20 protein-coding genes are annotated in these 22,508 nt (G+C 64.5%); 7 read left to right on the forward strand and 13 right to left on the reverse strand.

Annotated features, from left to right (window positions below; genetic code table 11):
• Nucleotides 1-96: 96 nt before the first annotated feature.
• The 3 genes from BLV15_RS19025 to BLV15_RS19035 are packed head-to-tail and all read left to right on the forward strand — an operon-like array spanning nt 97 to nt 1,689.
• Entirely contained in the window at nt 97-681 is a 585-nt protein-coding gene (locus tag BLV15_RS19025; RefSeq protein WP_090231279.1) for a PilZ domain-containing protein, read from the forward strand.
• Nucleotides 678-965, forward strand: a complete 288-nt coding sequence (locus BLV15_RS19030; protein WP_090231280.1) for a Coa1/Tim21 domain-containing protein — start codon at nt 678-680, stop codon at nt 963-965. Before BLV15_RS19025 ends, BLV15_RS19030 begins: the two co-directional genes overlap by 4 nt.
• Before the next feature lie 4 nt (nt 966-969).
• Nucleotides 970-1,689, forward strand: a complete 720-nt coding sequence (locus BLV15_RS19035) for a glycerophosphodiester phosphodiesterase (protein ID WP_090231281.1) — start codon at nt 970-972, stop codon at nt 1,687-1,689.
• Nucleotides 1,690-1,912: 223 nt separating this feature from the next.
• Here BLV15_RS19035 and sthA read toward each other — a convergent pair whose 3' ends face one another.
• From sthA to BLV15_RS19050, 3 genes are all read right to left on the reverse strand, one after another.
• Nucleotides 1,913-3,307, reverse strand: coding sequence for a Si-specific NAD(P)(+) transhydrogenase (gene sthA, locus BLV15_RS19040; RefSeq protein WP_090231282.1), 1,395 nt, complete (start codon nt 3,305-3,307; stop codon nt 1,913-1,915).
• A 160-nt stretch (nt 3,308-3,467) separates the two neighbouring features.
• Nucleotides 3,468-4,394, reverse strand: a complete 927-nt coding sequence (locus BLV15_RS19045; protein ID WP_090231353.1) for an FAD:protein FMN transferase — start codon at nt 4,392-4,394, stop codon at nt 3,468-3,470.
• A 289-nt stretch (nt 4,395-4,683) separates the two neighbouring features.
• Nucleotides 4,684-6,132, reverse strand: coding sequence for a glyceraldehyde-3-phosphate dehydrogenase (locus tag BLV15_RS19050; protein WP_175534399.1), 1,449 nt, complete (start codon nt 6,130-6,132; stop codon nt 4,684-4,686).
• A gap of 156 nt (nt 6,133-6,288) precedes the next feature.
• Here BLV15_RS19050 and mfd point away from each other — a divergent pair, with 156 nt between their 5' ends.
• On the forward strand, nt 6,289-9,732 hold the full coding sequence (gene mfd / locus BLV15_RS19055; RefSeq protein ID WP_090231283.1) for a transcription-repair coupling factor: 3,444 nt from the start codon (nt 6,289-6,291) through the stop codon (nt 9,730-9,732).
• A gap of 47 nt (nt 9,733-9,779) precedes the next feature.
• On the forward strand, nt 9,780-10,295 hold the full coding sequence (locus BLV15_RS19060; RefSeq protein WP_090231284.1) for a CsiV family protein: 516 nt from the start codon (nt 9,780-9,782) through the stop codon (nt 10,293-10,295).
• A 70-nt stretch (nt 10,296-10,365) separates the two neighbouring features.
• On the opposite strand, the gene BLV15_RS19065 is transcribed toward BLV15_RS19060, so the two are convergent.
• The 4 genes from BLV15_RS19065 to BLV15_RS19080 are packed head-to-tail and all read right to left on the reverse strand — an operon-like array spanning nt 10,366 to nt 13,414.
• Entirely contained in the window at nt 10,366-11,109 is a 744-nt protein-coding gene (locus BLV15_RS19065) for an S-methyl-5'-thioinosine phosphorylase (protein ID WP_090231285.1), read from the reverse strand.
• A 9-nt stretch (nt 11,110-11,118) separates the two neighbouring features.
• On the reverse strand, nt 11,119-12,117 hold the full coding sequence (gene nagZ / locus BLV15_RS19070; protein ID WP_090231355.1) for a beta-N-acetylhexosaminidase: 999 nt from the start codon (nt 12,115-12,117) through the stop codon (nt 11,119-11,121).
• A gap of 22 nt (nt 12,118-12,139) precedes the next feature.
• Nucleotides 12,140-12,664: a L,D-transpeptidase gene (locus BLV15_RS19075; protein ID WP_090231286.1), complete on the reverse strand. Its 525-nt coding sequence runs from the start codon at nt 12,662-12,664 to the stop codon at nt 12,140-12,142.
• A 42-nt stretch (nt 12,665-12,706) separates the two neighbouring features.
• Nucleotides 12,707-13,414 carry a TetR/AcrR family transcriptional regulator gene (locus BLV15_RS19080; protein ID WP_090231287.1) on the reverse strand — a complete coding sequence of 236 codons (708 nt, stop codon included), beginning with the start codon at nt 13,412-13,414 and terminating at the stop codon, nt 12,707-12,709.
• Between the two features lie 231 nt (nt 13,415-13,645).
• On the opposite strand from BLV15_RS19080, the gene lexA reads away from it, so the two are divergent.
• Both lexA and sulA read left to right on the forward strand, forming a co-directional pair.
• Nucleotides 13,646-14,254, forward strand: a complete 609-nt coding sequence (lexA, locus tag BLV15_RS19085) for a transcriptional repressor LexA (protein ID WP_090231288.1) — start codon at nt 13,646-13,648, stop codon at nt 14,252-14,254.
• Between the two features lie 12 nt (nt 14,255-14,266).
• Nucleotides 14,267-14,737: an SOS-induced cell division inhibitor SulA gene (gene sulA, locus BLV15_RS19090; RefSeq protein ID WP_090231289.1), complete on the forward strand. Its 471-nt coding sequence runs from the start codon at nt 14,267-14,269 to the stop codon at nt 14,735-14,737.
• A 103-nt stretch (nt 14,738-14,840) separates the two neighbouring features.
• Here sulA and BLV15_RS19095 read toward each other — a convergent pair whose 3' ends face one another.
• The 6 genes from BLV15_RS19095 to fadB form a co-directional block, all read right to left on the reverse strand.
• Nucleotides 14,841-15,074, reverse strand: a complete 234-nt coding sequence (locus BLV15_RS19095; protein ID WP_090231356.1) for a hypothetical protein — start codon at nt 15,072-15,074, stop codon at nt 14,841-14,843.
• Between the two features lie 368 nt (nt 15,075-15,442).
• On the reverse strand, nt 15,443-15,967 hold the full coding sequence (locus BLV15_RS19100) for a DUF6586 family protein (RefSeq protein WP_090231290.1): 525 nt from the start codon (nt 15,965-15,967) through the stop codon (nt 15,443-15,445).
• 104 nt (nt 15,968-16,071) lie between these two features.
• On the reverse strand, nt 16,072-18,693 hold the full coding sequence (topA, locus tag BLV15_RS19105) for a type I DNA topoisomerase (protein ID WP_090231291.1): 2,622 nt from the start codon (nt 18,691-18,693) through the stop codon (nt 16,072-16,074).
• A gap of 119 nt (nt 18,694-18,812) precedes the next feature.
• Nucleotides 18,813-19,046, reverse strand: a complete 234-nt coding sequence (locus tag BLV15_RS19110; RefSeq protein ID WP_090231292.1) for a DUF1653 domain-containing protein — start codon at nt 19,044-19,046, stop codon at nt 18,813-18,815.
• Between the two features lie 90 nt (nt 19,047-19,136).
• Nucleotides 19,137-20,312 carry an acetyl-CoA C-acyltransferase FadA gene (gene fadA, locus BLV15_RS19115; protein WP_090231293.1) on the reverse strand — a complete coding sequence of 392 codons (1,176 nt, stop codon included), beginning with the start codon at nt 20,310-20,312 and terminating at the stop codon, nt 19,137-19,139.
• 18 nt (nt 20,313-20,330) lie between these two features.
• Complete coding sequence (fadB, locus tag BLV15_RS19120; protein WP_090231294.1) at nt 20,331-22,478, reverse strand: fatty acid oxidation complex subunit alpha FadB; 2,148 nt, start codon at nt 22,476-22,478, stop codon at nt 20,331-20,333.
• Between the last annotated feature and the right edge of the window lie 30 nt (nt 22,479-22,508).

Below are 22,508 nucleotides of genomic sequence, written 5' to 3' on the forward strand. Positions count from 1 at the left end.
GAATGCAAGGTACGAAAAGCGGCTTTTGACAGCCGATGTAGCAGGGCACGATGCGCGGCCTTACACTCAGCCAATCACTGCTGCCATGGGACCGCCATGCCGCCCTCAGACACCGATGATCGCCGCGAATACTACCGTATCGACGACACGATCGCATTGGAATTTCACCTTCTGTCGGGCGCCGAAGCCCAGACCCAGGAGGCGCTGCACGACGCCTCGCCGCTGTTCAACCTGCTCAGCGACCTGCACCTGGCGGACTTCGAATCGCAACAATTGCTGCGCCACATCGGCGAGCGCGATCGCACCCTGGCCAACTACCTCAAGGTGATCAACAAGCGCATCGACCTGCTCGGCCAGGCGCTGGCGCAGAATCTCCTGCGTGACGTCGGCTCGCCGAAGCAGGTGAGCCTGTCCGAGGGCGGCATCGGCTTCGACAATCCGCGGGAAATTCCGGTAGGCAGGCAGCTGGCGATCAAGATGGTGTTGATGCCCCAGGCCCTCGGCCTCCTGCTGCGCGCCGAAGTGATCCATTGCCAGGAAAAGGCCGACGGGCAATTCGAGATCGGCACCGAGTTCGAAGGGCTCACCGAAGCCCAGCGCCAGTTGCTCGCCCGGCACATCCTGCAAAAGCAGGCACTGGACCGGCGCCAGGCGCTGCAACGCCCCAGTACCGACGCATGAAGCGCGCGCTTCTGCTCATCGCCCTGCTCTGTGCGGGCGGGCTGCGTGCCCAGACCCTCGAAATCCCCCTCGGGGAACAGGGCCGGGCGGACCTCGCCCTGCCCGCCCGCGGCGATTCGCAACGCGCCGTGCTGGAACGCTTCGGCCTGGCCGACGAGGAGCACCCGGCCGTCGGCCGACCGCCGATCACGCGCTGGGACTACCGCGAATTCTCCGTTTACTTCGAAAGCGGCCGGGTGATCGACAGCGTGCGTCACCACCAGCCCCACAACCTCAAGGAATGACCTCTTGACCCTGATCTACGGCCATCGCGGCGCAAAGGGCGAAGCCCCCGAGAACACCCTCGCCGGCTTCCAGAAATGCCTGGAGCACGGCGTGCGCCGCTGCGAACTGGACCTGCACCTGTCACGCGACGGCGAGCTGATGGTGATCCACGACCCGACCCTGAAACGCACCACCGGCCGCCGTGGCAAGGTGGTCGAACACGACGCCGACGAGTTGGTCGACTACGACGCGCGCCAGGGCGGTCCGGGCTGGCTGCAGCCGGCGCCGATTCCGCGACTGGCCGAGCTGTTCGAGAGATGCCCGTTCGAGCACTGGCAGCTGGAGGTCAAGAGCGCCTCGCGGGTGCGCGCGGCGCGTACCGTGCTGGCGATCCAGGAACTCGCCACGCGCTATGGCCTGATCGACAAGGTCACCGTCACCTCCAGCTCGCGCGAGGTGTTGCGCGCGCTCAACCGCCTGACGCCGGAAATCTCCCGCGGTCTGGTGGCCGAGTACAACTGGCTCGATCCGCTGAAAGTCGCCAAGCAGCACGGCTGCAGCCTGCTCGCGCTGAACTGGACGCTGTGCACCCCCGAGCGGTTGCAGAAGGCGCAGAAACAAGGGCTGCACGTCTCGGTATGGACGGTGAACGAACCGGCGCTGATGCGTCGTCTCGCCGACTTCGGCGTCGACAGCATCATCACCGACTTCCCGGGTACGGCGGTTTCGACGCTGCAGCGTTGATCAGGCTGGTGGGCTGAAGCCCACCCTACGGCATATCCCGTGTAGGGTGGGCTTCAGCCCACCAGTCCCCCCTAAAGACCCCATTCCCCAGCCATAAAAAAACCGACCCTCGCGGATCGGTTCTTCCGGCCTGTTCAGAAACTTTCCCGATTCGGCCATTGCCAAGCGCGGGAGTCGCCGAAGGGATTCTCCCCGGCCGGCTCAGGCCACCGGCCGGAGTTGCTCAAAAAAGCCGGTTGAGCCCGTCGAACGCCGCGACCCGGTAGGCTTCGGCCATGGTCGGGTAGTTGAAAGTGGTGTTGACGAAGTACTTCAGGGTATTCGCCTCGCCCGGCTGGTTCATGATCGCCTGGCCGATGTGGACGATTTCCGAAGCCTGATAACCGAAGCAGTGCACACCGAGGATCGCCAGCGTCTCGCGGTGGAAGAGAATCTTCAGCATGCCCACCGGCTCGACGGCGATCTGCGCACGCGCCATGCCCTTGAAGAAGGCCTTGCCGACCTCGTAGGGAATCTTCGCCTGGGTCAACTCACGCTCGGTCTTGCCCAGCGAGCTGATCTCCGGAATCGTGTAGATGCCGGTCGGCACGTCGTCGACATGCCGCCAGCTGTCGTTTTCGACGATGCTCCCCGACGCCGAGCGGCCCTGGTCGTAGGCGGCGCTGGCCAACGCCGGCCAGCCGATCACGTCGCCCGCGGCATAGACGTTGGACGCACTGGTGCGGTAGTGCTCGTCGACGTCGATCTGCCCGCGGCTGTTGACCTTCACGCCGATGTTCTGCAGGCCGAGGCGGTCGGTGTTGCCGGTCCGCCCGTTGCACCAGAGCAAGGCGTCGGCCTTGATCTTCTTGCCGGACTTCAGGTGCAGGATCACCCCGTTGTCCAGCCCCTCGATGCGCTCGTACTCCTCGTTATGGCGAATCAGCACGTTGTTGTTGCGCAGGTGATAACTCAGCGCATCGGAGATTTCGTCGTCGAGGAAGCTGAGCAACTGGTCGCGGTTGTCGATCAGGTCGACCAGCACGCCAAGGCCGCTGAAGATCGAGGCGTATTCGCTGCCGATCACCCCGGCGCCGTAGATGATCAACCGCCGCGGCGTGTGGTTCAGCTGCAGGATGGTGTCGCTGTCGTAGACCCGCGGGTGGCTGAAGTCGATGTCCACCGGGCGATAGGGTCGCGAGCCAGTGGCGATGACGATCTGCTTGGCCACCAGCCTTTCCACCACGCCGTTCAGGCAGACCACTTCGACGGTCTGCTCGTCGGCGAAGCTGGCGGTACCGAAGAAGGTGTCGATGCGGTTGCGCGCGTAGTAGCCGGTGCGCGAGGCGACCTGCTTGGCGATGACGCGCTCGGCATCCTTGAGCACGTCGGGGAAAGAGAACCAGCGCGGCTCGCCGATCTGGCGAAAGATCGGGTTGGTGTTGAACTGCATGATCTGCCGGACGGAGTGACGCAGCGCCTTGGAGGGTATGGTGCCGAGGTGGGTGCAGTTGCCGCCGACCAGGGGACGGTCGTCGATCACCGCGACCTTGCGCCCTGCCTTCGAAGCATTCATCGCCGCGCCTTCACCCGCCGGGCCGGAACCCAGAACCACCACGTCGTAGCTGTAAACCGCCATAGTTACTCCTTGGACGAGTCGGGATGCGCAATGCGCCCCGACAGGGCCGCGACACGGGATGCCGCAGCATTTCACTCAGCCTAATCGGCTCGATTCGCGCTGCACAGTAGCGGTTGGTCGCGAGGTAGGCGAGCTTCGCCGCCACTACATGCGCACGCGCTCAGGGTTTTCCCTGTTGCGCCGCGACCAGCGCGTCGAAGGCGCTGCTGCTGCGTGAGACGAAACCCTTGCCATCATGGGACACGAAAAACGCCGCGATGTGCTCACGCTCGGCGTAGGCCAGGCCGCGCTCGGGACCGAGCACCATCAGCAGGGTATCCAGCCCGTCGGCGTTCAGTGCGGAAGGATCGATCACCGTCACCGCGGCCAGCGCATGCGCCACGGGCGCGGCGGTCGACGGGTCCAGCGTGTGGGAGTAGCGCTGGCCGTTCTCCTCGAAGAAGTTGCGGTAGTCGCCGGCGGTCGTCATGGCATAGCCGTCCAGGGCGACGATCATCTGCGGCACGCGGGTCTCGCTCTGCGGCGCCTCGATGGCGATCTTCCAGGGCGAACCGTCCGGCTTGCGGCCAACCGCCTTCAGCTCGCCGGTGGCCTCCACCAGATAGCTCTTCACCCCCAGCTGTTCGAGGCGCCCGGCGATCAGGTCGACCGCATAACCGGCGGCGATGCCGTTGAAGTCCACCTGGATCTCGTCGCGGTCCTTGCACAGCTCGGCCCCCTTCACCTGCAGGTGGTGATAGCCATAGAGCGCCCGCACCGCCTCCAGCTCCTCCGCGGAGGGCACGCGCAGGCCTTCGCCTTTCGGGCCGAAGCCCCACAGGTTGAGCAACGGCTCGACCGTGAGATCGAAGGCACCGTCGCTGTTGCGCGACAAGCCTTCGCCGTACTCCACCAGTTTCAGAACCGACGCCGGCGCTGCCTGGCAACCCGCCGGCCCGTCGTTGAAGCGCTCGATGAAGGAGTCGCTGCGGTAGGTGGACATCTGCTGATCGATGTCGGCGAGGATCTTCTCCACCTCCGATTGCAGCGCCTCCGGCGCCGGCATGCCGCTGCCACGCACGTACTGGACCGTATAGGTGCTGCCCATGGTCGGGCCGCCGAAGGACTCCAGGCTGTCCGAACAACCGCCCAGACAGAGCGCGGCGATGCCGGCCAGCGTCGCGCCGAGCGCGCGCGCAAGGACGCGCGCGCGCGCCTGCGAGGGATTGCCTGTATGCCGTGTGTTCAAGACCGCCGCTCCCCACCGAAAATTCGACAGACGGCATCATAGCGCCGCAGCGAACCGGCTGGCGACCATGCAGGCCGCGCCGCAGAGCCTTCTCGCACGGAAATGAAAACGGGAGCCGAAGCTCCCGTCATTCACTGGCGACGATCGATCAGCGCGGGAACGCCGGCGGGTTGACCCCGGCGATGTCTTCCATCACGCGAACGACCTGGCAGCTGTAGCCGAACTCGTTGTCGTACCAGACGTACAGGACGACACGGTTATCGCTGCAGATGGTGGCTTCGGCATCGACCACGCCGGCGTAGCGCGAACCGACGAAGTCGGTGGAAACCACTTCCGGCGAATTGACGAAGTCGATCTGGTTGTGCAGATCCGAATACAGCGCCATGTAGCGCAGGTACTCGTTCATCTCTTCGCGGCTGGTGCCCTTCTCCAGGTTCAGGTTGAGGATCGCCATGGAGACGTTCGGCGTCGGCACGCGGATCGCGTTGCCGGTCAGCTTGCCGGCCAGTTCCGGCAGCGCCTTGGCCGCAGCGGTGGCGGCGCCGGTCTCGGTGATCACCATGTTCAGCGCGGCGCTGCGACCACGACGGTTGCCCTTGTGGAAGTTGTCGATCAGGTTCTGGTCGTTGGTGTACGAGTGAACCGTTTCGACGTGGCCGTTGACGATGCCGAACTTGTCGTTGACCGCCTTGAGCACCGGCACGATGGCGTTGGTGGTGCAGGACGCCGCGGAGACGATCTTGTCTTCGGCGGTGATCTGGCCATGGTTGATGCCATGGACGACGTTCTTCAGCTTGCCTTTGCCTGGTGCGGTGAGCACCACGCGGTCCACGCCCGGGCACTTGAGGTGCTGGGACAGGCCCTCGGCATCGCGCCATTTGCCGGTGTTGTCGACCAGCAGCGCGTCCTGGATGCCATAGGCGGTGTAGTCGACGGTAGAGGGATCGTTGGAGTAGATCACCTTGATCAGGTTGCCGTTGACGTTGAGCGTGTTGTTCTCTTCGTCGACGATGATGGTGCCGTAGAACGAGCCGTGCACGGAGTCGCGGCGCAGCAGGCTGGCGCGCTTGGCGAGGTCGTTTTCGGCGCCCTTGCGGACGACGATGGCGCGCAGGCGCAGGCCTTCGCCGCTACCGGTCTTCTCGACCAGGATGCGCGCCAGCAGGCGACCGATGCGGCCGAAGCCGTAGAGGACCACGTCCTTGCCCTTGTGCGGGGTTTCGTTCTGCTTGCCGATGACATCGGCGAGTTCTTCGCGGACGAACTGCTCGATGCTGCGCTCGCCTTTACCGTCCTTGAATTTAGCGGCCATCTTGCCCAGATCGACCGAAGCGGCGCCCAGCTTGAGCTCGCTCATGGTCTTCAGGATCGGGAAGGTGTCATGGACCGAGAGTTCGGTCTCGTCTGCCTGGCGGTGGCGCGTGAAGCGATGCGCCTTGAGGATCTCGATGACCGAACGGTTGATCAGGCTGCGGCCATAGATGGAGATCACCACATTGTTGTTGCGGTAGAGCTGGCCGATCAGCGGAATCATGGTTTCCGCAAGAGCCTCACGATCGATCCATTCACCAAGACACTGGTCGGGCTTCTGATTCACGGGCAGTACCTTCCATATGTAGGGGCTGTAAAAAGGGGCTACATTATGCCGACGCTCAGATCGGCCGGCAATCGCAGCGACCATGACACTGACAGCCGTCGCCCCGGATAGTTACAATCCCTGCGCTCAACTTTCTCTCCGGAGCCAAGACCCCACGTGCCTGTATTGCGCCTCCCGCTTCTCCCGTCTGCCGCCGGCAAGCAGTACTGGGGCAACCTGCCTGGTGCCGCGCTCTCCCTGGCCATCGCCGAGGCCGCCAGCGCCGCCAAACGTTTCACCCTGCTGCTGACGAACGACAGCCAGAGCGCCGAACGCCTACAGGAGGAACTGCGCTTCTTCGCCCCGCAACTGCCGGTGCTGCATTTTCCCGACTGGGAAACCCTGCCCTACGACCTGTTCTCGCCGCACCAGGACATCATTTCCCAGCGCATCGCCGCGCTCTATCGCCTACCCGAGTTGCAGCACGGCGTCCTGGTAGTACCGATCACCACGGCCCTGCATCGGCTGGCACCGACGCGCTTTCTGCTCGGCACCAGCCTGGTGATGGACGTCGGCCAGAAGCTCGACGTCGAGATGCTGCGCGCGCGCCTCGAAGCCGCCGGCTATCGCTACGTCGACACCGTCTACGAGCACGGCGAGTTCACCGTGCGCGGGGCGCTGATCGACCTGTTTCCGATGGGCAGCTCGCTGCCCTACCGCATCGACCTGTTCGACGACGAGATCGAGACGCTGCGCACCTTCGATCCGGAGACCCAGCGTTCGATCGACAAGGTCGAGTCGATCCGCCTGCTGCCGGCGCGCGAGTTCCCGCTGGACAAGAAGGCCGTGACCGATTTCCGCGGACGCTTCCGCGAGCGCTTCGACGTCGACTTCCGCCGCTGCCCGATCTATCAGGACCTGGCCAGCGGCATCACCCCGGCCGGCATCGAGTACTACATTCCGCTGTTCTTCGAGGAAACCGCGACGCTGTTCGACTACCTGCCGCAGGACACCCAGGTGTTCTCGCTGCCAGGCATCGAACAGGCCGCCGAGCAGTTCTGGAACGACGTGCGCAACCGCTACGAGGACCGCCGCGTCGACCCTGAACGCCCGCTGCTGCCGCCGGCCGACGTTTTCCTGCCAGTGGAGGATTGCTTCGCCCGCCTGAAGAACTGGCCCCGCGTGGTCGCCGGCCAGCAGGACCTGGAAACCGGCGTCGGCCGCGAGCGCTTCCCCGCCGCAGCGCTTCCCGATCTGGCGATCGAGGCCAAGGCCAGCGAGCCGCTGGGCGCGCTGCGGCGCTTCCTCGACGAATTCTCCGGCCGCGTGCTGTTCACTGCCGAGACCGCCGGGCGCCGCGAGGTGCTGCTGGAACTGCTCGCGCGGCTCAAGCTGAAACCGCAGCAGGTCGAGGGCTGGGCCGATTTCGTCGCCGGCGAGGAGCGCCTGGCGATCGCCATCGCGCCGCTGGACGAAGGCCTTCTGCTGGAGACGCCGGCGCTCGCGCTGGTCGCCGAAAGCCCGCTGTTCGGCCAGCGGATCATGCAGCGCCGGCGCCGCGACAAGCGCCAGCACGATGGCGACAACGTCATCAAGAACCTCACCGAACTGCGCGAGGGTGCGCCGGTGGTGCACATCGACCACGGCGTCGGCCGCTACCTCGGCCTGATCACCCTGGAGATCGAGGGCCAGGCCGCGGAATTCCTCGCCCTGCAGTACGCCGAGGAAGCCAAGCTCTACGTGCCGGTCGCCAGCCTGCACCTGATCGCCCGCTACACCGGCAGCGACGATGCCCTGGCGCCGTTGCACCGGCTCGGTTCGGAAACCTGGCAGAAGGCCAAGCGCAAGGCCGCCGAGCAGGTCCGCGACGTCGCCGCCGAACTGCTCGACATCTATGCCCGCCGCGCAGCCCGCGAAGGTTACGCATTCGACGATCCGAAGATGGATTACGAAACCTTCAGCGCCGGCTTTCCCTTCGAGGAGACGCCGGACCAGCAGACCGCCATCGAGGCGGTGCGCGAGGACATGCTGGCGCCCAAGCCGATGGATCGCCTGGTCTGTGGCGACGTCGGCTTCGGCAAGACCGAAGTGGCCATGCGTGCCGCCTTCATCGCCGTGCACAGCGGTCGTCAGGTGGCGGTGCTGGTGCCGACCACCCTGCTCGCCCAGCAGCACTACAACAGCTTCCGCGACCGCTTCGCCGACTGGCCGGTGAAGGTCGAGGTGATGAGCCGCTTCAAGTCGGCCAAGGAAGTCGGCGAGGCCGTGCAGCAGTTGGGCGAAGGCCAGGTGGACATCGTCATCGGCACGCACAAGCTGCTGTCCGAGGACGTCAAGTTCAAGAACCTCGGCCTGGTGATCATCGACGAGGAACACCGATTCGGCGTGCGCCAGAAGGAGCAGCTCAAGGCGCTGCGCAGCGAGGTGGACATCCTCACCCTCACCGCCACGCCGATCCCGCGCACGCTGAACATGGCGGTGGCAGGGATGCGCGACCTGTCGATCATCGCGACGCCGCCGGCGCGCCGGCTCTCCGTGCGGACCTTCGTCATGGAGCAGAACAAGCCGACGATCAAGGAAGCGCTGCTGCGCGAGCTGCTGCGTGGCGGCCAGGTCTACTACCTGCACAACGACGTGAAGACCATCGAGAAGTGCGCCGCCGACCTGGCCGAACTGGTGCCCGAAGCGCGCATCGGCATCGGCCACGGGCAGATGCACGAGCGCGAACTGGAACAGGTGATGGGCGACTTCTATCACAAGCGCTTCAACGTGCTGGTGGCCTCGACCATCATCGAGACCGGAATCGACGTGCCGAATGCCAACACCATCATCATCGAGCGCGCCGACAAGTTCGGCCTGGCCCAGCTGCACCAGTTGCGCGGGCGCGTCGGGCGCAGCCACCACCAGGCCTACGCCTACCTGCTCACGCCACCCCGCAAGCAGATGACCGACGATGCGCAGAAGCGCCTCGAAGCCATCGCCAACGCCCAGGATCTCGGCGCCGGCTTCGTCCTGGCGACCCATGACCTGGAAATCCGCGGCGCCGGCGAACTGCTCGGCGACGGCCAGAGCGGGCAGATCCAGGCAGTCGGTTTCACGCTCTACATGGAAATGCTCGAGCGCGCGGTGAAAGCCATCCGCAAGGGCGAGCAGCCGAACCTTGACCAGCCGCTGGGCGGCGGCCCGGAGATCAACCTGCGCCTGCCGGCGCTGATCCCCGAGGATTATCTGCCCGACGTGCATGCGCGGCTGATCCTCTACAAGCGCATCGCCAATGCCGCCGACGAGGATGGTCTGAAGGAGTTGCAGGTGGAGATGATCGACCGTTTCGGCCTGCTTCCGGAACCGACCAAGAACCTGGTGCGTCTGACCCTGCTGAAGCTGCAGGCCGAGAAGCTCGGGATCAAGAAGGTCGACGCCGGCCCGCAGGGCGGTCGCATCGAGTTCGCGGCAGACACCGCGGTCGATCCGCTGGTGCTGATCAAGCTGATCCAGAGCCAGCCCAAACGCTATAAGTTCGAAGGGGCCACCCTGTTCAGGTTCCAGGTGCCGATGGAGCGACCGGAAGAGCGCTTCAACACCCTGGAGGCGCTGTTCGAGCGCCTCGCCCCGAACGCCTGAAGACTCTGCCCGCCACGTGCGGGCCTCTCGCCATGAAGGATTTCGCAATGCCGCTGTTTCGCCTGTTCCCGCTGCTGCTCGCCCTCCTCGCCCCCGCGGCTTTCGCCGACGGCACCTATCAGGTCGAGGTGATCCTGTTCCGCCAGGCGCCGGCGGTGGATGCCAGCCAGCCGGCACCGGACGACTGGGCCGCCGGCGCCACCCCGCTGGCAAGCGAGGCCGCCCGCGCACTGGATAGCCAGGCAGCCAGGCTGACCGCCGGCAAGGGCTACCAGGTGCTGATGCACAAGGCCTGGCTGCAGAACATCGGCGCCACCCCGAGCAAGGTGGCCGTGAGCGCCGGCAGCGAACAGCTCGGGCATTTCCCGGTCGAGGGCACCCTGAGCCTGTCGCAGGTGCGCTTCGTCGATGTCGAGGCGGATTTCTGGGTCAATCAGTTCGATGGCCAAAACCTGATCGCCGCCAGCGAGCACCTCAAGCAGACCAGCCGGCTGAAGATCGGCGAACTGACCTACCTGGATCACTCCAGCTTGGGCCTGCTGGTGCGCGTCAGCCCGCTCTGATCGCCCTGCCGAATGGCGCAATGAAAAAAGGCCGATGCAGTGCATCGGCCTTTTTCATTGCGGCGCCGGCTCAGGCATCGCTCGCCAGTACCCGGCCGATCACCTCGCGCACGCGGTCGATGCTCTCGGCCAGCGCCGCCTCGATGTCGGCCATGGTGATGATCTCGACACTCTTTCCCGCCGCCGGATTCACCACCAGGGCCAGACAGGCGTAGGGCAGCGCGAGTTCGCGCGCGAGCGCGGCTTCAGGCATTCCGGTCATGCCGACCAGGTCGCAACCGTCGCGCTCCATGCGCAGTATTTCGCCCGCGGTCTCCAGGCGCGGCCCCTGTGTGCAGCCGTAGACGCCAAGGTTGCTGTACGCGTATCCGCTGGCCTGCAGTGCCTCCAGCAGCCGCATGCGCAGCAGCTCATCGTAGGGATTGCTGAAGTCGATGTGGGTCACCGGCTGCGGCTCGCCATCGAAGAAGGTGTGCTCGCGGCCCCAGGTGTAGTCGATCAGCTGATGCGGCACGCACAGGTGCCCGGTGCCCATGCCGGGGTTGATGCCCCCCACCGCGTTGACCGCGATGATCGCCTCGGCGCCGGCCTGCTTGAGCGCCCACAGGTTGGCGCGGTAGTTCACCTTGTGCGGCGGCAGCCGGTGCGGATGCCCGTGGCGGGCGATGAACAGCACCTCCCGACCGCCATACTCGCCGCGCAGGACCGGCGCCGAGGCAGCGCCGTAGGGCGTCTGTTCATCCAGCGACACGCTCAGGTCGAGGCCTTCGAGCTGGGTCAGGCCAGTTCCACCGATGATGGCGTAAACGGTCATGCGTGCTCCTTAGTCGATCAATTGGGCGCTGCGCAACGCGGCGGTGGCCTGCAACCAGCGCGGGTGCTGGCGATAGCTGGTATCGGGCCAGCTGCGCGCACGCATCCGCGAAAGGTTGCCCGGCCGGCCGACGCGCAGACGTTGCAGACGGCTCAACGCCAGCTCGGCAGCCGCGCGGTCATTGCATACGAGCCCCATGTCGCAACCGGCGTTCAATGCCGCCTCGATGCGCTCGCCGGCATCGCCGACTACGTGCGCACCGGCCATCGACAGGTCGTCGCTGAAAATCACCCCGGAGAAGCCCAGTTCACCGCGCAGGATGTCCTGCAACCAGCGCCGGGAGAATCCGGCCGGCTGTGCGTCGATCTGGGGGTAGATCACGTGCGCCGGCATCATCCCGTCCAGCTCGCCGGCCAGTCGTGCGAAGGGCTGCAGGTCGCAGGCGCGGATCTCTTCGAGGCTGCGCTCGTCGATCGGGATCGCCACGTGGGAATCCGCTTCCGCCCAGCCGTGCCCGGGGAAGTGCTTGCCGGTGGCAGCCATCCCGGCCGCGCGCAGGCCGCGAATGAACGCGCTGGCGAGATCGGCGGCGCGCAGCGGATCGCTCTCGAACGCGCGGGCACCGATCACCTGGCTACGCTGGTGATCCAGGTCCAGCACCGGGGCGAAACTGATATCCAGCCCCACGGCCAGCACTTCGGTGGCCATCAGCCAGCCACAGTGCTCGGCCAGCGTTTCGGCATTCGCCTGCGCAGCCAGCGCACGCATCGCCGGCAGCCGTACGAAACCCTGGCGCAGGCGCTGGACGCGGCCACCTTCCTGGTCGACGGCGAGGATCAGATCGGGGCGAAGGGCGCGGATCGAGCGGCTCAGCTCGAGCACCTGACGCGGGTGCTCGATATTACGGGCGAAGATGATCAGGCCGCCGACTTCCGGCTGGCGCAGCAACTGGCGGTCCTCGGCGGTCAGCCAGTAGCCGCCGACATCGAGCATCAGCGAACCTTGCAGGGGAATGGTCACGGGAAAATCCTTAATCGAGTTCGGCCGACATCCACTCGGGACGGGCAGCCTCTTCGATACGAACGGGGCAATGCAGTGGCACGCGCGGATACAGCGCCAGCAGGTCGCTGTTGCGCAGCCTTATGCAGCCATGGGAACCGGGCACACCGAGGACGACGCTGTCCGGTGTGCCGTGCAGATAGATGTAGCGGCGGAAGGTATCGACCGGGCCCAGGCGGTTGAAGCCCGGCTCGCAGCCGGACAACCAGAGAATCCGCGTGAGAATCCAGTCGCGACCGGGGAACTGCTCATGCAGCTCGGTCGACCAGACCTCGCCAGTCCAGCGCCGCCCCCGCAAGACCGCGCCAAGGGGCAAGCCATCGCCGATCCTGGCGCGAACCTGATGCAGGCCGCGCGGCGTGCAATTGGAACCGTTGCGCTCGCCGGCGCCATTGGCGGCGGTGGAAACCGGCAGACGCAGCACGAGACGCCCTTCGGCAAATCCGAAGAGCGTCTGGTCGTCGATGGAGATATGCAGGAGGTCGAGGTTTGGCATGCGCGCTAGCTTAGCCGATCGCCCCTCGCCCGCCCACCGTGGTCAGGCCTGGGCAGGCAGCGCGGCGCTCTTGGTACGCGGGCGCATCTGCGCGGCGGCCAGGGTTTCGTCGGAGATACCGGTTTCCGCGCGCATGCCCGCCGCGAGGAACGGCACCATCATGCGCATGACCTGCTCGATCGAGGTATTCACCGCGAAATCGGCCTCGGCCATCGCCCGCAGCGCCTTGATCCCCGACATGCTGAACGCGGCGGCGCCCAGCATGAAGTGCACGCGCCAGAACAGCTCCAGCGGCGGAATCCGCGGCGCGGTCTCGTTGACCAACTGCATGTAACGGCGGAAGACCTTGCCGTAGACCTCTTCCAGATACTTGCGCAGGTGGCCCTGGCTCTGGCTGAACGCAAGACCGAGCAGACGCATGAATATGGAGAGGTCGTTGCCGCTGCGGGGTTTGACCGCAAGCGCCTGATCGACCAGCAGTTCGAGAAGTTCCTCGAGGCTGGCCTTCTCTTCCGGCTTGGCCTGGCGTCGCTCCAGCTCGCGCTCGAGGCTGCTGCAGAACGGACCGAGGAAACGCGAGAAAACCGCCTGGATAAGCGCCTTCTTCGAGCCGAAGTGATAGTTCACCGCGGCCAGGTTGACGCCCGCTTTACTGGTGATGAGCCGGAGGGACGTTTCGGCGAAGCCCTTCTCTGCAAAAAGCTGTTCCGCGGCATCGAGGATGCGTTCAACGGTTTCGGACTGGGCCATGATTCAAATCGCCTGACAAACACTTGTTTGAAACATACGTTTTCAGCCCGTCCACTGTCAAGACGCATCGCGCCTGGCCTGACGCGCCGGTCACATTTGGCCGTGCCCGTCGCGCTTTTGCAATATCCAGGCATCGCCAGGCGGGCTCGACAGGGATGTAAATGAAAGATTGCCACAGGAGATTCACTGTATATAATCCCAGTCACTGTACAAAAACCCAGAGCGCTGACCATGCTGAAACTGACGCCACGCCAAGCCGAGATCCTCGCTTTCATCAAGCAGTGCCTGGAAGACAACGGCTACCCGCCGACTCGAGCGGAAATCGCCCAGGCTCTTGGCTTCAAGTCGCCTAATGCGGCCGAGGAGCATCTCAAGGCACTGGCCCGAAAGGGCGCGATCGAGATGACTCCAGGCGCCTCGCGCGGCATTCGCATCCCCGGCAGCGAAGCCGTGGTGGACGAAGATTCGCTGCCGATCATCGGTCGCGTCGCCGCCGGCGCGCCGATCCTCGCCGAACAGAACGTCGAGGAGTCCTGCAAGATCAACCCGGCCTTCTTCCACCCCCGCGCCGACTACCTGCTGCGCGTGCACGGAATGAGCATGAAGGACATCGGCATCCTCGACGGCGACCTGCTGGCCGTGCACACGGTCCGCGAAGCGCGCAACGGCCAGGTAGTGGTCGCGCGACTGGACGACGAAGTCACCGTGAAACGCTTCAAGCGCCAGGGCAACAAGGTCTGGTTGATCGCGGAGAACCCCGACTTCGCGCCCATCGAAGTGGATCTCGAACAACAGAGCCTGGTGATCGAAGGCTTGAGTGTCGGCGTCATTCGCCGCTAAAGGAGACGTTCCATGCAGTTCCCGCAGACGCTTGACCTCCCGCAACTGCCGCTGTTCGAGGCGTTTCTCGCACAGCCGGCCATCCCCCTGCTGACCCAGGCGCTGGATTCCCCCTGGTTGGACGAAGCGGAAGCCTTCAGCGAGATATCGCTGCGCGGAGCTGCCAATCACTGCCTCAACCTGCTGGCGCCGATGCTGCGCGAACTCAGCGAGGAGACCGACGCACGCTGGCTCACGCTGATCGCACCGCCTGGCAGCCTCACGCAAGCCTGGTTGCGCGATGCAGGGCTCAACCGCGAACGGATTCTGCTGCTCCAGCCACGCGGCGAGCAGAGCGCGCTGGAGTTGACCTGCGAGGCTCTGCGTCTGGGGCGCAGTCATACTGTGGTCAGCTGGCTTCAGTTGGACCGTTCGGCGCGCGCACGCCTTGCTGCTGCGGCTCGCCAAGGTGGCGCGCAGAGCCTCAATGTTCGTCTGGGTTGAGAGTTTGCCGACACAGGGACGTGTCGTGATCGACGTATTCGCTTAACTGCCGGCGCTCGCCCAGGCAGCTTCTTCTACCAAAGCCGCAAAGCTTTCGCTCTTCTCAATGAAGAACGCGGGGCTCCTGGTCTCGCTCGAAATCCCCTTCGGCCATCTTTCCGGCCATTTGCACGCCAACATTCAGCATCGCCTTGGCCACTTCCACGTGGTGGCCCTGCAGGAACGCCTTGGCATCCTCGGAGAAATCCAGAACCACCAGCGCCTCCTCATCCTCGGCGCGGCGCAGCGCAATGCGCCCATCGGGCAGTTCGACGATTTCCAGAAAGGAGGTAGGCATGAAAAGGGTCTCGATGGAAGGCGCGTCATTGTAGCAGTGGAAACCATGGCTCCCTAGTGGTACGGCGATGATCGTGATGCCGGCCACTGGCCCTGGTTCGCAAGCGTGATCAGACTTTTCGTCCGACCAGGGCTGCGTTTGGTGGGTCGGCGAAGCGTGACCCACCAAACGGAAGCGAAGCGTATATGGGTACACCGATGCCGTAGGGCGGGCTTCAGCCCACCAGAGCATCACTCAAATTGCGTGAGCCAAAGCCGATCACCGTAGCAGTGCCTCCACGAGGCAGCTGAGCGCCGCCATGGCGGCATTCCAGTCATTCCCAGAACTGACGGTTCGACGGTGCGCATGGCGCACCCTACCGCTTTAACTCAGCTTTCGGTGAGGCTCGCGCGAAAACGCAGGGCGAGTTGCTTGAGCTGCTGGCGCCAGGCGTCCAGTTCCTCGCGAGACAGCGCCGACTCGAGCTCTTCCTCATCCAGCGTGACCGAATGGATCAGCGGCGTCGAAGGATCGAGCCTGGCTTTACGCGGCGCCTGGGGCGGCTGGAACAGCTGTGCGTAAGCGGCCAGCAACTGACCCAGCCAGGTTTCAGGTTGCTGTGCCATTTCCACCAGCTCGGCCAGCTCCGGGCTGGGCGCCTCGTCGAGCACCGCGCGATTGAGCAACAGCTCGGCGCGGGGCGCCTGAAAATTCGGCAGGCGATAGAACCCGGCGATCTCGTGGCACAGGCCGAGCAAGGCACCATATAAATGGAACAGCGCCGCTTCGCGCTCGGCCTGGATCAGCGCGAGCGCGTTCATCACGCGGCCTTCTTCGGCCTTGCGCCATCCGTCCAGCGCTAGTCCGGCGAAATAGATTTTCTGGTTGGTGCGGGTATAGAGCTCATGGGCCATGCTGCTGCTCCACGCTGGCGCCGGCGAACGAGCCGGCGGATGGGGACCACGCTAGCGCTGCGCAGGCGCGTGGGCAATCGCCCGCGCGCCCGACGGTAAGGACATCAGCGCTTGTCTTCGACCTTCCACTTGCCGCCGTCGTAGAACGCCCGCCAGCCGGTTGGCTTGCCGTCGACTTCCGACTGCACGTACTGTTCCTTGGTCTTGCGGCTGAAGCGGATTACTGCCGGGCGGCCCTCGGGGTCCTTCGTCGGTGCCTCGAGGATGAAGTGATACTTCTCGTCCAGCTCATCCTTGTGCGGAATCAGCTCCAGCACCAGAGGTGCGCGCGTTTCGCGGTTCTTCGGAAACTGGCTGGCGGCCAGGAACAGGCCCGAAGCGCCATCACGCAGCACGTAGGTGTCGTCCACCTTCTCGCACTTGAGCTCCGGCATCCTGATCGGGTCGATCTTGGGCGGCGCCGCCTCACCGCTCTTGAGCAGCTTGCGGGTGTTCTTGCAGGCCGGATTGGTGCAACCGAAGAACTTGCCGAAACGGCCGGTCTTCAGCTGCATCTCGCTGCCGCACTTGTCGCACTCCAGGCTCGGGCCTTCGTAGCCCTTGATCCGGTAGGTGCCCTGCTCGATCTCATAGCCGGCGCAATCCGGGTTGTTGCCGCAGATGTGCAGCTTGCGGTGCTCGTCCAGCAGGTAGGCGTCCATCGCCGTGCTGCAGATCGGGCAACGGTGCTTGCCGCGCAGGACGCGGGATTCGGATTCGCCCTCGTCATCCTCGGCGATCTCGTCGCCGGGAATCAGGTTCAGGGTCGCCTTGCAGCGCTCCTTCGGCGGCAGGCTGTAACCGGAGCAGCCGAGGAACACCCCGGTGGACGCGGTGCGGATCATCATCGGACGGCCACACAGCTGGCAGGGAATGTCGGTCGGCGTCGGCTGGTTGGCACGCATGCCGCCGGCCTCGCTCTTGCCACCGGTCTCGGCCGCTTCGAGCTTGTGCTTGAAGTCGCCGTAGAACTCGTCGAGCACGTTCTTCCAGTCGCGCTCGCCCTGGGCCACGTCATCGAGGTTCTCTTCCATGCCGGCGGTGAAGCCGTAGTCCATCAGGTTGGAGAAACTCTCGGACAGCCGGTCGGTGACGATGTCGCCCATCTTCTCGGAATAGAAACGGCGATTGTGCACGGTGACGTAACCGCGGTCCTGGATGGTCGAGATGATCGCAGCATAGGTGGATGGACGGCCGATCCCGCGTTTTTCCAACTCCTTGACCAGGCTGGCTTCGGAGAAGCGCGCCGGCGGCTTGGTGAAGTGCTGGCTGGGGTCGAGCTTGACCAGTTTCAGCGCCTCGCCTTCTTTCATGTCCGGCAACACGGCGTCTTCGCCGGGCTTGCTCTGCTGCGGTTGCACGCGGGTGTAACCGTCGAACTTGAGGATGCGGCCCTTGGCGCGCAGCTCGAAGTCACCGGCCTTGACGCTGACGGTGGTCGACAGGTATTCCGCCGGCGGCATCTGGCAGGCGACGAACTGGCGCCAGATCAGCTCGTACAGACGTTCGGCGTCGCGCTCCATGCCGGAGAGCTGGGTCGGACGCATGTTCACGTCGGAGGGACGAATTGCTTCGTGCGCCTCCTGGGCGCCCTCCTTGCTCGAATAGGAGTTCGGCTTGGCGGGCAGGTACTTGGCACCGAACTCGCCGTCGATGAAACCGCGCACCATCTCGATGGCGTCGTTCGACAGGTTGGTGGAGTCGGTACGCATGTAGGTGATGTAGCCCGCCTCGTAGAGGCGCTGGGCCATCATCATGGTCTTCTTCACGCCGAACCCGAGGCGGTTGCTCGCCGCCTGCTGCAGGGTCGAGGTGATGAACGGCGCCGTCGGCTTGCTACTGGTCGGCTTGTCCTCGCGCTTGATCACGCTGTAACTGGAGGACTTGAGCTTCGCCACGGCGGCCATCGCCTGCGCCTCGTTGACCGGCTTGAAGGCTTCGCCTTTCTCGCGAGCGACCTCGAAGCGGACCTTGGCATCCTTGGCGGTACCGAGGTCGGCGTGGATTTCCCAGTATTCCTCGGGAACGAAGGCGCGGATTTCACGCTCGCGCTCCACCACCAGCTTCACCGCCACCGACTGCACGCGCCCGGCGGACAGGCCGCGAGCGATCTTCGCCCAGAGCAGCGGCGAGACCATGTAGCCCACCACGCGATCGAGGAAGCGCCGTGCCTGCTGGGCGTTGACGCGGTCGATGTCCAGCTCCCCGGGCTTGGAGAAGGCTTCCTGGATCGCCTTCTTGGTGATCTCGTTGAACACCACGCGCTTGTAGCGGCTGTCGTCGCCGCCGATGGCTTCGCGCAGGTGCCAGGCGATGGCTTCCCCCTCGCGGTCCAAGTCGGTCGCGAGATAGATGGTGTCGGCATCCTTGGCGAGACGGCGCAGCTCTTCGATCACCTTCTCCTTGCCGGGAAGGATTTCGTACTTGGCTTTCCAGCCGTGCTCCGGGTCGACGCCCATGCGGGTGAACAGCTGGCGCTTGGCTTTTTCCTTGGGCGACAGCGCGGGCGCTTCGGCCGCGGCGGCCTTGCCGCGCTTGGCCGGCTCCTTGGCGGCATTCCCCGAACCACTGGTGGGCAGGTCACGGATGTGGCCGATGCTCGACTTCACCACGTACTGGTTGCCCAGGTACTTGTTGATGGTCTTGGCCTTGGCCGGGGATTCCACGATGACCAGCGATTTGCCCATGGATCGGAAAATTCCTGAATTGGATGAGTAAAAAACGAGGGGGCCGCCGTTGCGGCACCGCTATATATAGTGGCGAGAGAGCCAAGGTCAAGCGCCGGTCTTGCTCGGCGCTTCGCTTGCTAAAGCTCGAAAGAGGCTGCGTCGGCGCGAATCAGAGCAAAGCGCGGAACCTGTTCGCCGTCCACGTCGACCGTCTCGCAAAACAGGCTCAGAGGGCGTACCCAGAAGCCGAACTCGCCGTACAGCGCCTGGTACACGACCATCTCCTCCTCCGTCTCGGAATGCCGCGCGACACCGATCACTCGGTACTCGGGCCCCTTGTAATGACGGTAAAGGCCGGGTTGTAGAGTCATGTCGCCTCGCTGCTCGATCAGCGCGGAAAAACCGCAGCCGAGAAAATAAAAAGCCGGGGCACCTGGCCCCGGCTTCACGTGCCGAGCGAGTTAGACGCGTTCGAACACAGTGGTGATGCCCTGACCAAGGCCGATGCACATGGTAGACACACCGAAGGTACCGCCGTTCTGTTTCATCACGTTCAACAGGGTGCCGGAAATCCGCGCACCGGAACAGCCGAACGGGTGACCCAGGGCGATGGCGCCGCCATGCAGGTTGACCTTCTGCTCCATCTTGTCGAGGAGTTTCAGGTCCTTGAGCACCGGCAGTGCCTGCGCCGCGAAGGCCTCGTTGAGCTCGACGAAATCGATGTCGTCTATGCTCAGGCCAGCACGCGCCAGCGCCTTCTTGGTCGCCGGAACCGGGCCGTAGCCCATGATAGCCGGGTCCACGCCCGCCACCGCCATCGCACGCACCACGGCCAGCGGCTGGATGCCGAGGTCCTGGGCGCGCTGTGCCGACATGACGATCATGCAGGATGCGCCGTCGGTGATCTGCGAAGACGTCCCCGCGGTCACGGTACCGCCTTTCGGGTTGAACGCCGGCTTCAGCGCCGCCAGGCTTTCGAGGGTGGTCTCCGGACGAATGGTTTCGTCATAGTCGAAGACTTTCAGGAAGCCGTTCTCGTCGTAGCCCTGCATCGGGATGATTTCATCCTTGAACTTGCCTTCGACGGTGGCCTTGTGGGCCAGCTGGTGCGAACGCACACCGAACTGGTCCTGGGCCTCGCGGCTGATGCCGTGCATCTTGCCGAGCATTTCAGCGGTCAGGCCCATCATCCCCGAGGCCTTGGCGGCATACAGGGACAGGTGCGGGTTCGGGTCTACGCCGTGCATCATGCCGACGTGGCCCATGTGCTCCACGCCGCCGACGACGAAGACGTCGCCGTTGCCGGTCTGGATCGCCTGGACGGCGGTGTGCAGCGCGCTCATCGACGAACCGCACAGGCGGCTGACGGTTTGCCCGGCGCTGGTGTGCGGGATCTGGGTCATCAGCGAGGCCATGCGCGCGATGTTCCAGCCCTGCTCCAGGGTCTGGTTGACGCAGCCCCAGATCACGTCCTCGACTTCGGCCGGATCGACCTTGCCGTTACGTTCCAGCAACTTGCTGATCAGGTGCGCGGACATGTCTTCGGCGCGGGTGTTGCGGTGCATGCCACCCTTGGATCGGCCCATCGGCGTGCGGCCGAAGTCGACAATGACGGCGTCTCTCGGATTCAGGCTCATAAATAGTCTCTCGCTCTCTTAACCGAAGAACTTCTGGCCGCTCTTGGCCATTTCGCGAAGCTTTTCAGTCGGGTGATACAGCGGGCCCAGGTCGGCGTACTTGTCGGCCAGCGCGACGAATTCGGCGACACCGATGGAATCGACATAGCGCAGCGCGCCCCCACGGAAGGGCGGGAAGCCGATGCCGTAGATCAGGCCCATGTCGGCCTCGGCGGCGGTTTCGACGATGCCGTCTTCCAGGCAGCGCACGGTCTCCAGGCACAGCGGGATCATCATGAAGTTGACGATGTCCTCGTCGGTCACTTCACGCTGCTCGGTGACGATCGGCTTGAGGATCTCGTAGGCCTGCGGATCGACGACCTTCTTCGGCTTGCCCTTCTTGTCGGTCTCGTAGGCGTAGAAGCCCTTGCCGTTCTTCTGGCCGAGGCGGTTGGCCTCGTACATGACGTCGACGGCGGTCTTGCCTTCCACCGCCATGCGGTCCGGGAAACCCTCGGCCATGACGTCGCGCCCGTGGTGGCCGGTGTCGATGCCGACCACGTCGGAGAGGTACGCCGGGCCCATCGGCCAGCCGAACTTCTCCATCACCTTGTCGATGCGGACGAAATCGACGCCGAAGCTGAGCAGCTTGGCGAAACCGCCGAAGTACGGGAACAGCACGCGGTTGACCAGGAAGCCCGGGCAGTCGTTGACCACGATCGGGCTCTTGCCCATCTTCTTGGCGTAGGCAACGGTGGTGGCGATGGCCGTTTCACCGGTCTTCTCGCCACGGATCACTTCCACCAGCGGCATCATGTGCACCGGGTTAAAGAAGTGCATGCCGCAGAAGTTCTCGGGGCGCTTGAGCGCCTGGGCCAGCAGGCTGATGGAGATGGTCGAGGTGTTCGACGCGATGATCGCGTCTTCCTTGACCTGGCCTTCCACTTCGGCAAGTACGGACTGCTTGATCTTCGGGTTCTCGACCACGGCCTCGACGACGATGTCGACGTTGCCGAAATCGCCGTAGGACAGGGTCGGACGGATGGCGCTCAGTGCGGTAGCCATCTTCGCCGGCGTCAAACGGCCCTTCTCGACCTGTTTGCCGAGCAGCTTCGAGGCTTCACCCAGACCGAGCTGGATGGCTTCCTCGCGGATGTCCTTCATCAGGATCGGCGTGCCTTTCGACGCCGACTGGTAGGCGATGCCGCCGCCCATGATGCCGGCGCCGAGTACGGCGGCCAGTTTCACGTCCTTGGCGACTTCGTCGTACTGCTTGGCTTTCTTCTTCAGTTCCTGATCGTTCAGGAACAGGCCGATGAGGCTCGCGGCAACCGGCGTCTTGGCCAGTTTCACGAAGCCGGCGGCCTCGACTTCCAGCGCCTTCTCGCGACCGAAGTTCGCGGCCTTCTGGATGGTCTTGATCGCCTCGACCGGCGCCGGGTAGTTCGGACCGGCCTGGCCGGCGACGAAACCCTTGGCGGTTTCGAAGGCCATCATCTGCTCGATGGCGTTGAGCTTGATCTTCTCCAGCTTGGGCTGACGCTTGGCCTTGAAGTCCAGTTCGCCGGAGATGGCGCGCTTGACCAGGTCCAGAGCCGCTTCCTTGAGCTTGTCAGCCTTGACCACGGCGTCGACGGCGCCGACTTTCAGCGCGTCTTCGGCACGGTTTTCCTTGCCCGAGGCGATCCACTCGATGGCGTTGTCGGTGCCGACGATGCGCGGCAGGCGCACGGTGCCGCCGAAGCCCGGGTAGATGCCCAGCTTGACTTCCGGCAGGCCGATTTTCGCGGTCTCGGAGGCGACGCGGTAGTCGGCGGCCAGGCACATTTCCAGGCCGCCGCCGAGGGCGATGCCGTTGATGGCGACGACGGTCGGCACCGCGAGGTCTTCGAAATCGCTGAAGATCTTGTTGGCTTCGAGGTTGCCGGCAATCAGCTCCTCGTCGGACAACTTGAAGTTGTCGACGAACTCGGTGATGTCGGCGCCGACGATGAATACGTCCTTGCCACTGGTGACGACGACGCCCTTGATCGAGCCGTCTGCCTTGATGGCGTCCACGGACTGGCGCAATTCGCTCAGCGTGACGCGGTTGAATTTGTTGACGGACTCACCCTTGAGGTCGAAATTCAATTCGACGATGCCACCCTCAAGAGCCTTAACCGTGATGGCTTTACCTTCGTAAATCATCAACTGATCTCCACGAAATGGAAGCTGAAC

This window comes from Pseudomonas kuykendallii (genome assembly GCF_900106975.1).
GTDB lineage: Bacteria > Pseudomonadota > Gammaproteobacteria > Pseudomonadales > Pseudomonadaceae > Pseudomonas_O > Pseudomonas_O kuykendallii.

Excerpts from the sequence above, each read along its gene's own strand:
- topA (WP_090231291.1), bottom strand. The coding sequence starts at position 18,693 with ATGGGCAAATCGCTGGTCATCGTGGAATCCCCGGCCAAGGCCAAGACC.
- fadB (WP_090231294.1), bottom strand. The coding sequence starts at position 22,478 with ATGATTTACGAAGGTAAAGCCATCACGGTTAAGGCTCTTGAGGGTGGC.
- sulA (WP_090231289.1), top strand. The coding sequence starts at position 14,267 with ATGCAGTTCCCGCAGACGCTTGACCTCCCGCAACTGCCGCTGTTCGAG.
- BLV15_RS19065 (WP_090231285.1), bottom strand. The coding sequence starts at position 11,109 with ATGACCGTTTACGCCATCATCGGTGGAACTGGCCTGACCCAGCTCGAA.
- BLV15_RS19100 (WP_090231290.1), bottom strand. The coding sequence starts at position 15,967 with ATGGCCCATGAGCTCTATACCCGCACCAACCAGAAAATCTATTTCGCC.
- BLV15_RS19095 (WP_090231356.1), bottom strand. The coding sequence starts at position 15,074 with ATGCCTACCTCCTTTCTGGAAATCGTCGAACTGCCCGATGGGCGCATT.
- BLV15_RS19075 (WP_090231286.1), bottom strand. The coding sequence starts at position 12,664 with ATGCCAAACCTCGACCTCCTGCATATCTCCATCGACGACCAGACGCTC.
- BLV15_RS19080 (WP_090231287.1), bottom strand. The coding sequence starts at position 13,414 with ATGGCCCAGTCCGAAACCGTTGAACGCATCCTCGATGCCGCGGAACAG.
- lexA (WP_090231288.1), top strand. The coding sequence starts at position 13,646 with ATGCTGAAACTGACGCCACGCCAAGCCGAGATCCTCGCTTTCATCAAG.
- BLV15_RS19110 (WP_090231292.1), bottom strand. The coding sequence starts at position 19,046 with ATGACTCTACAACCCGGCCTTTACCGTCATTACAAGGGGCCCGAGTAC.
- BLV15_RS19045 (WP_090231353.1), bottom strand. The coding sequence starts at position 4,394 with ATGGGCAGCACCTATACGGTCCAGTACGTGCGTGGCAGCGGCATGCCG.
- sthA (WP_090231282.1), bottom strand. The coding sequence starts at position 3,307 with ATGGCGGTTTACAGCTACGACGTGGTGGTTCTGGGTTCCGGCCCGGCG.
- BLV15_RS19060 (WP_090231284.1), top strand. The coding sequence starts at position 9,780 with ATGCCGCTGTTTCGCCTGTTCCCGCTGCTGCTCGCCCTCCTCGCCCCC.
- BLV15_RS19025 (WP_090231279.1), top strand. The coding sequence starts at position 97 with ATGCCGCCCTCAGACACCGATGATCGCCGCGAATACTACCGTATCGAC.
- BLV15_RS19030 (WP_090231280.1), top strand. The coding sequence starts at position 678 with ATGAAGCGCGCGCTTCTGCTCATCGCCCTGCTCTGTGCGGGCGGGCTG.
- fadA (WP_090231293.1), bottom strand. The coding sequence starts at position 20,312 with ATGAGCCTGAATCCGAGAGACGCCGTCATTGTCGACTTCGGCCGCACG.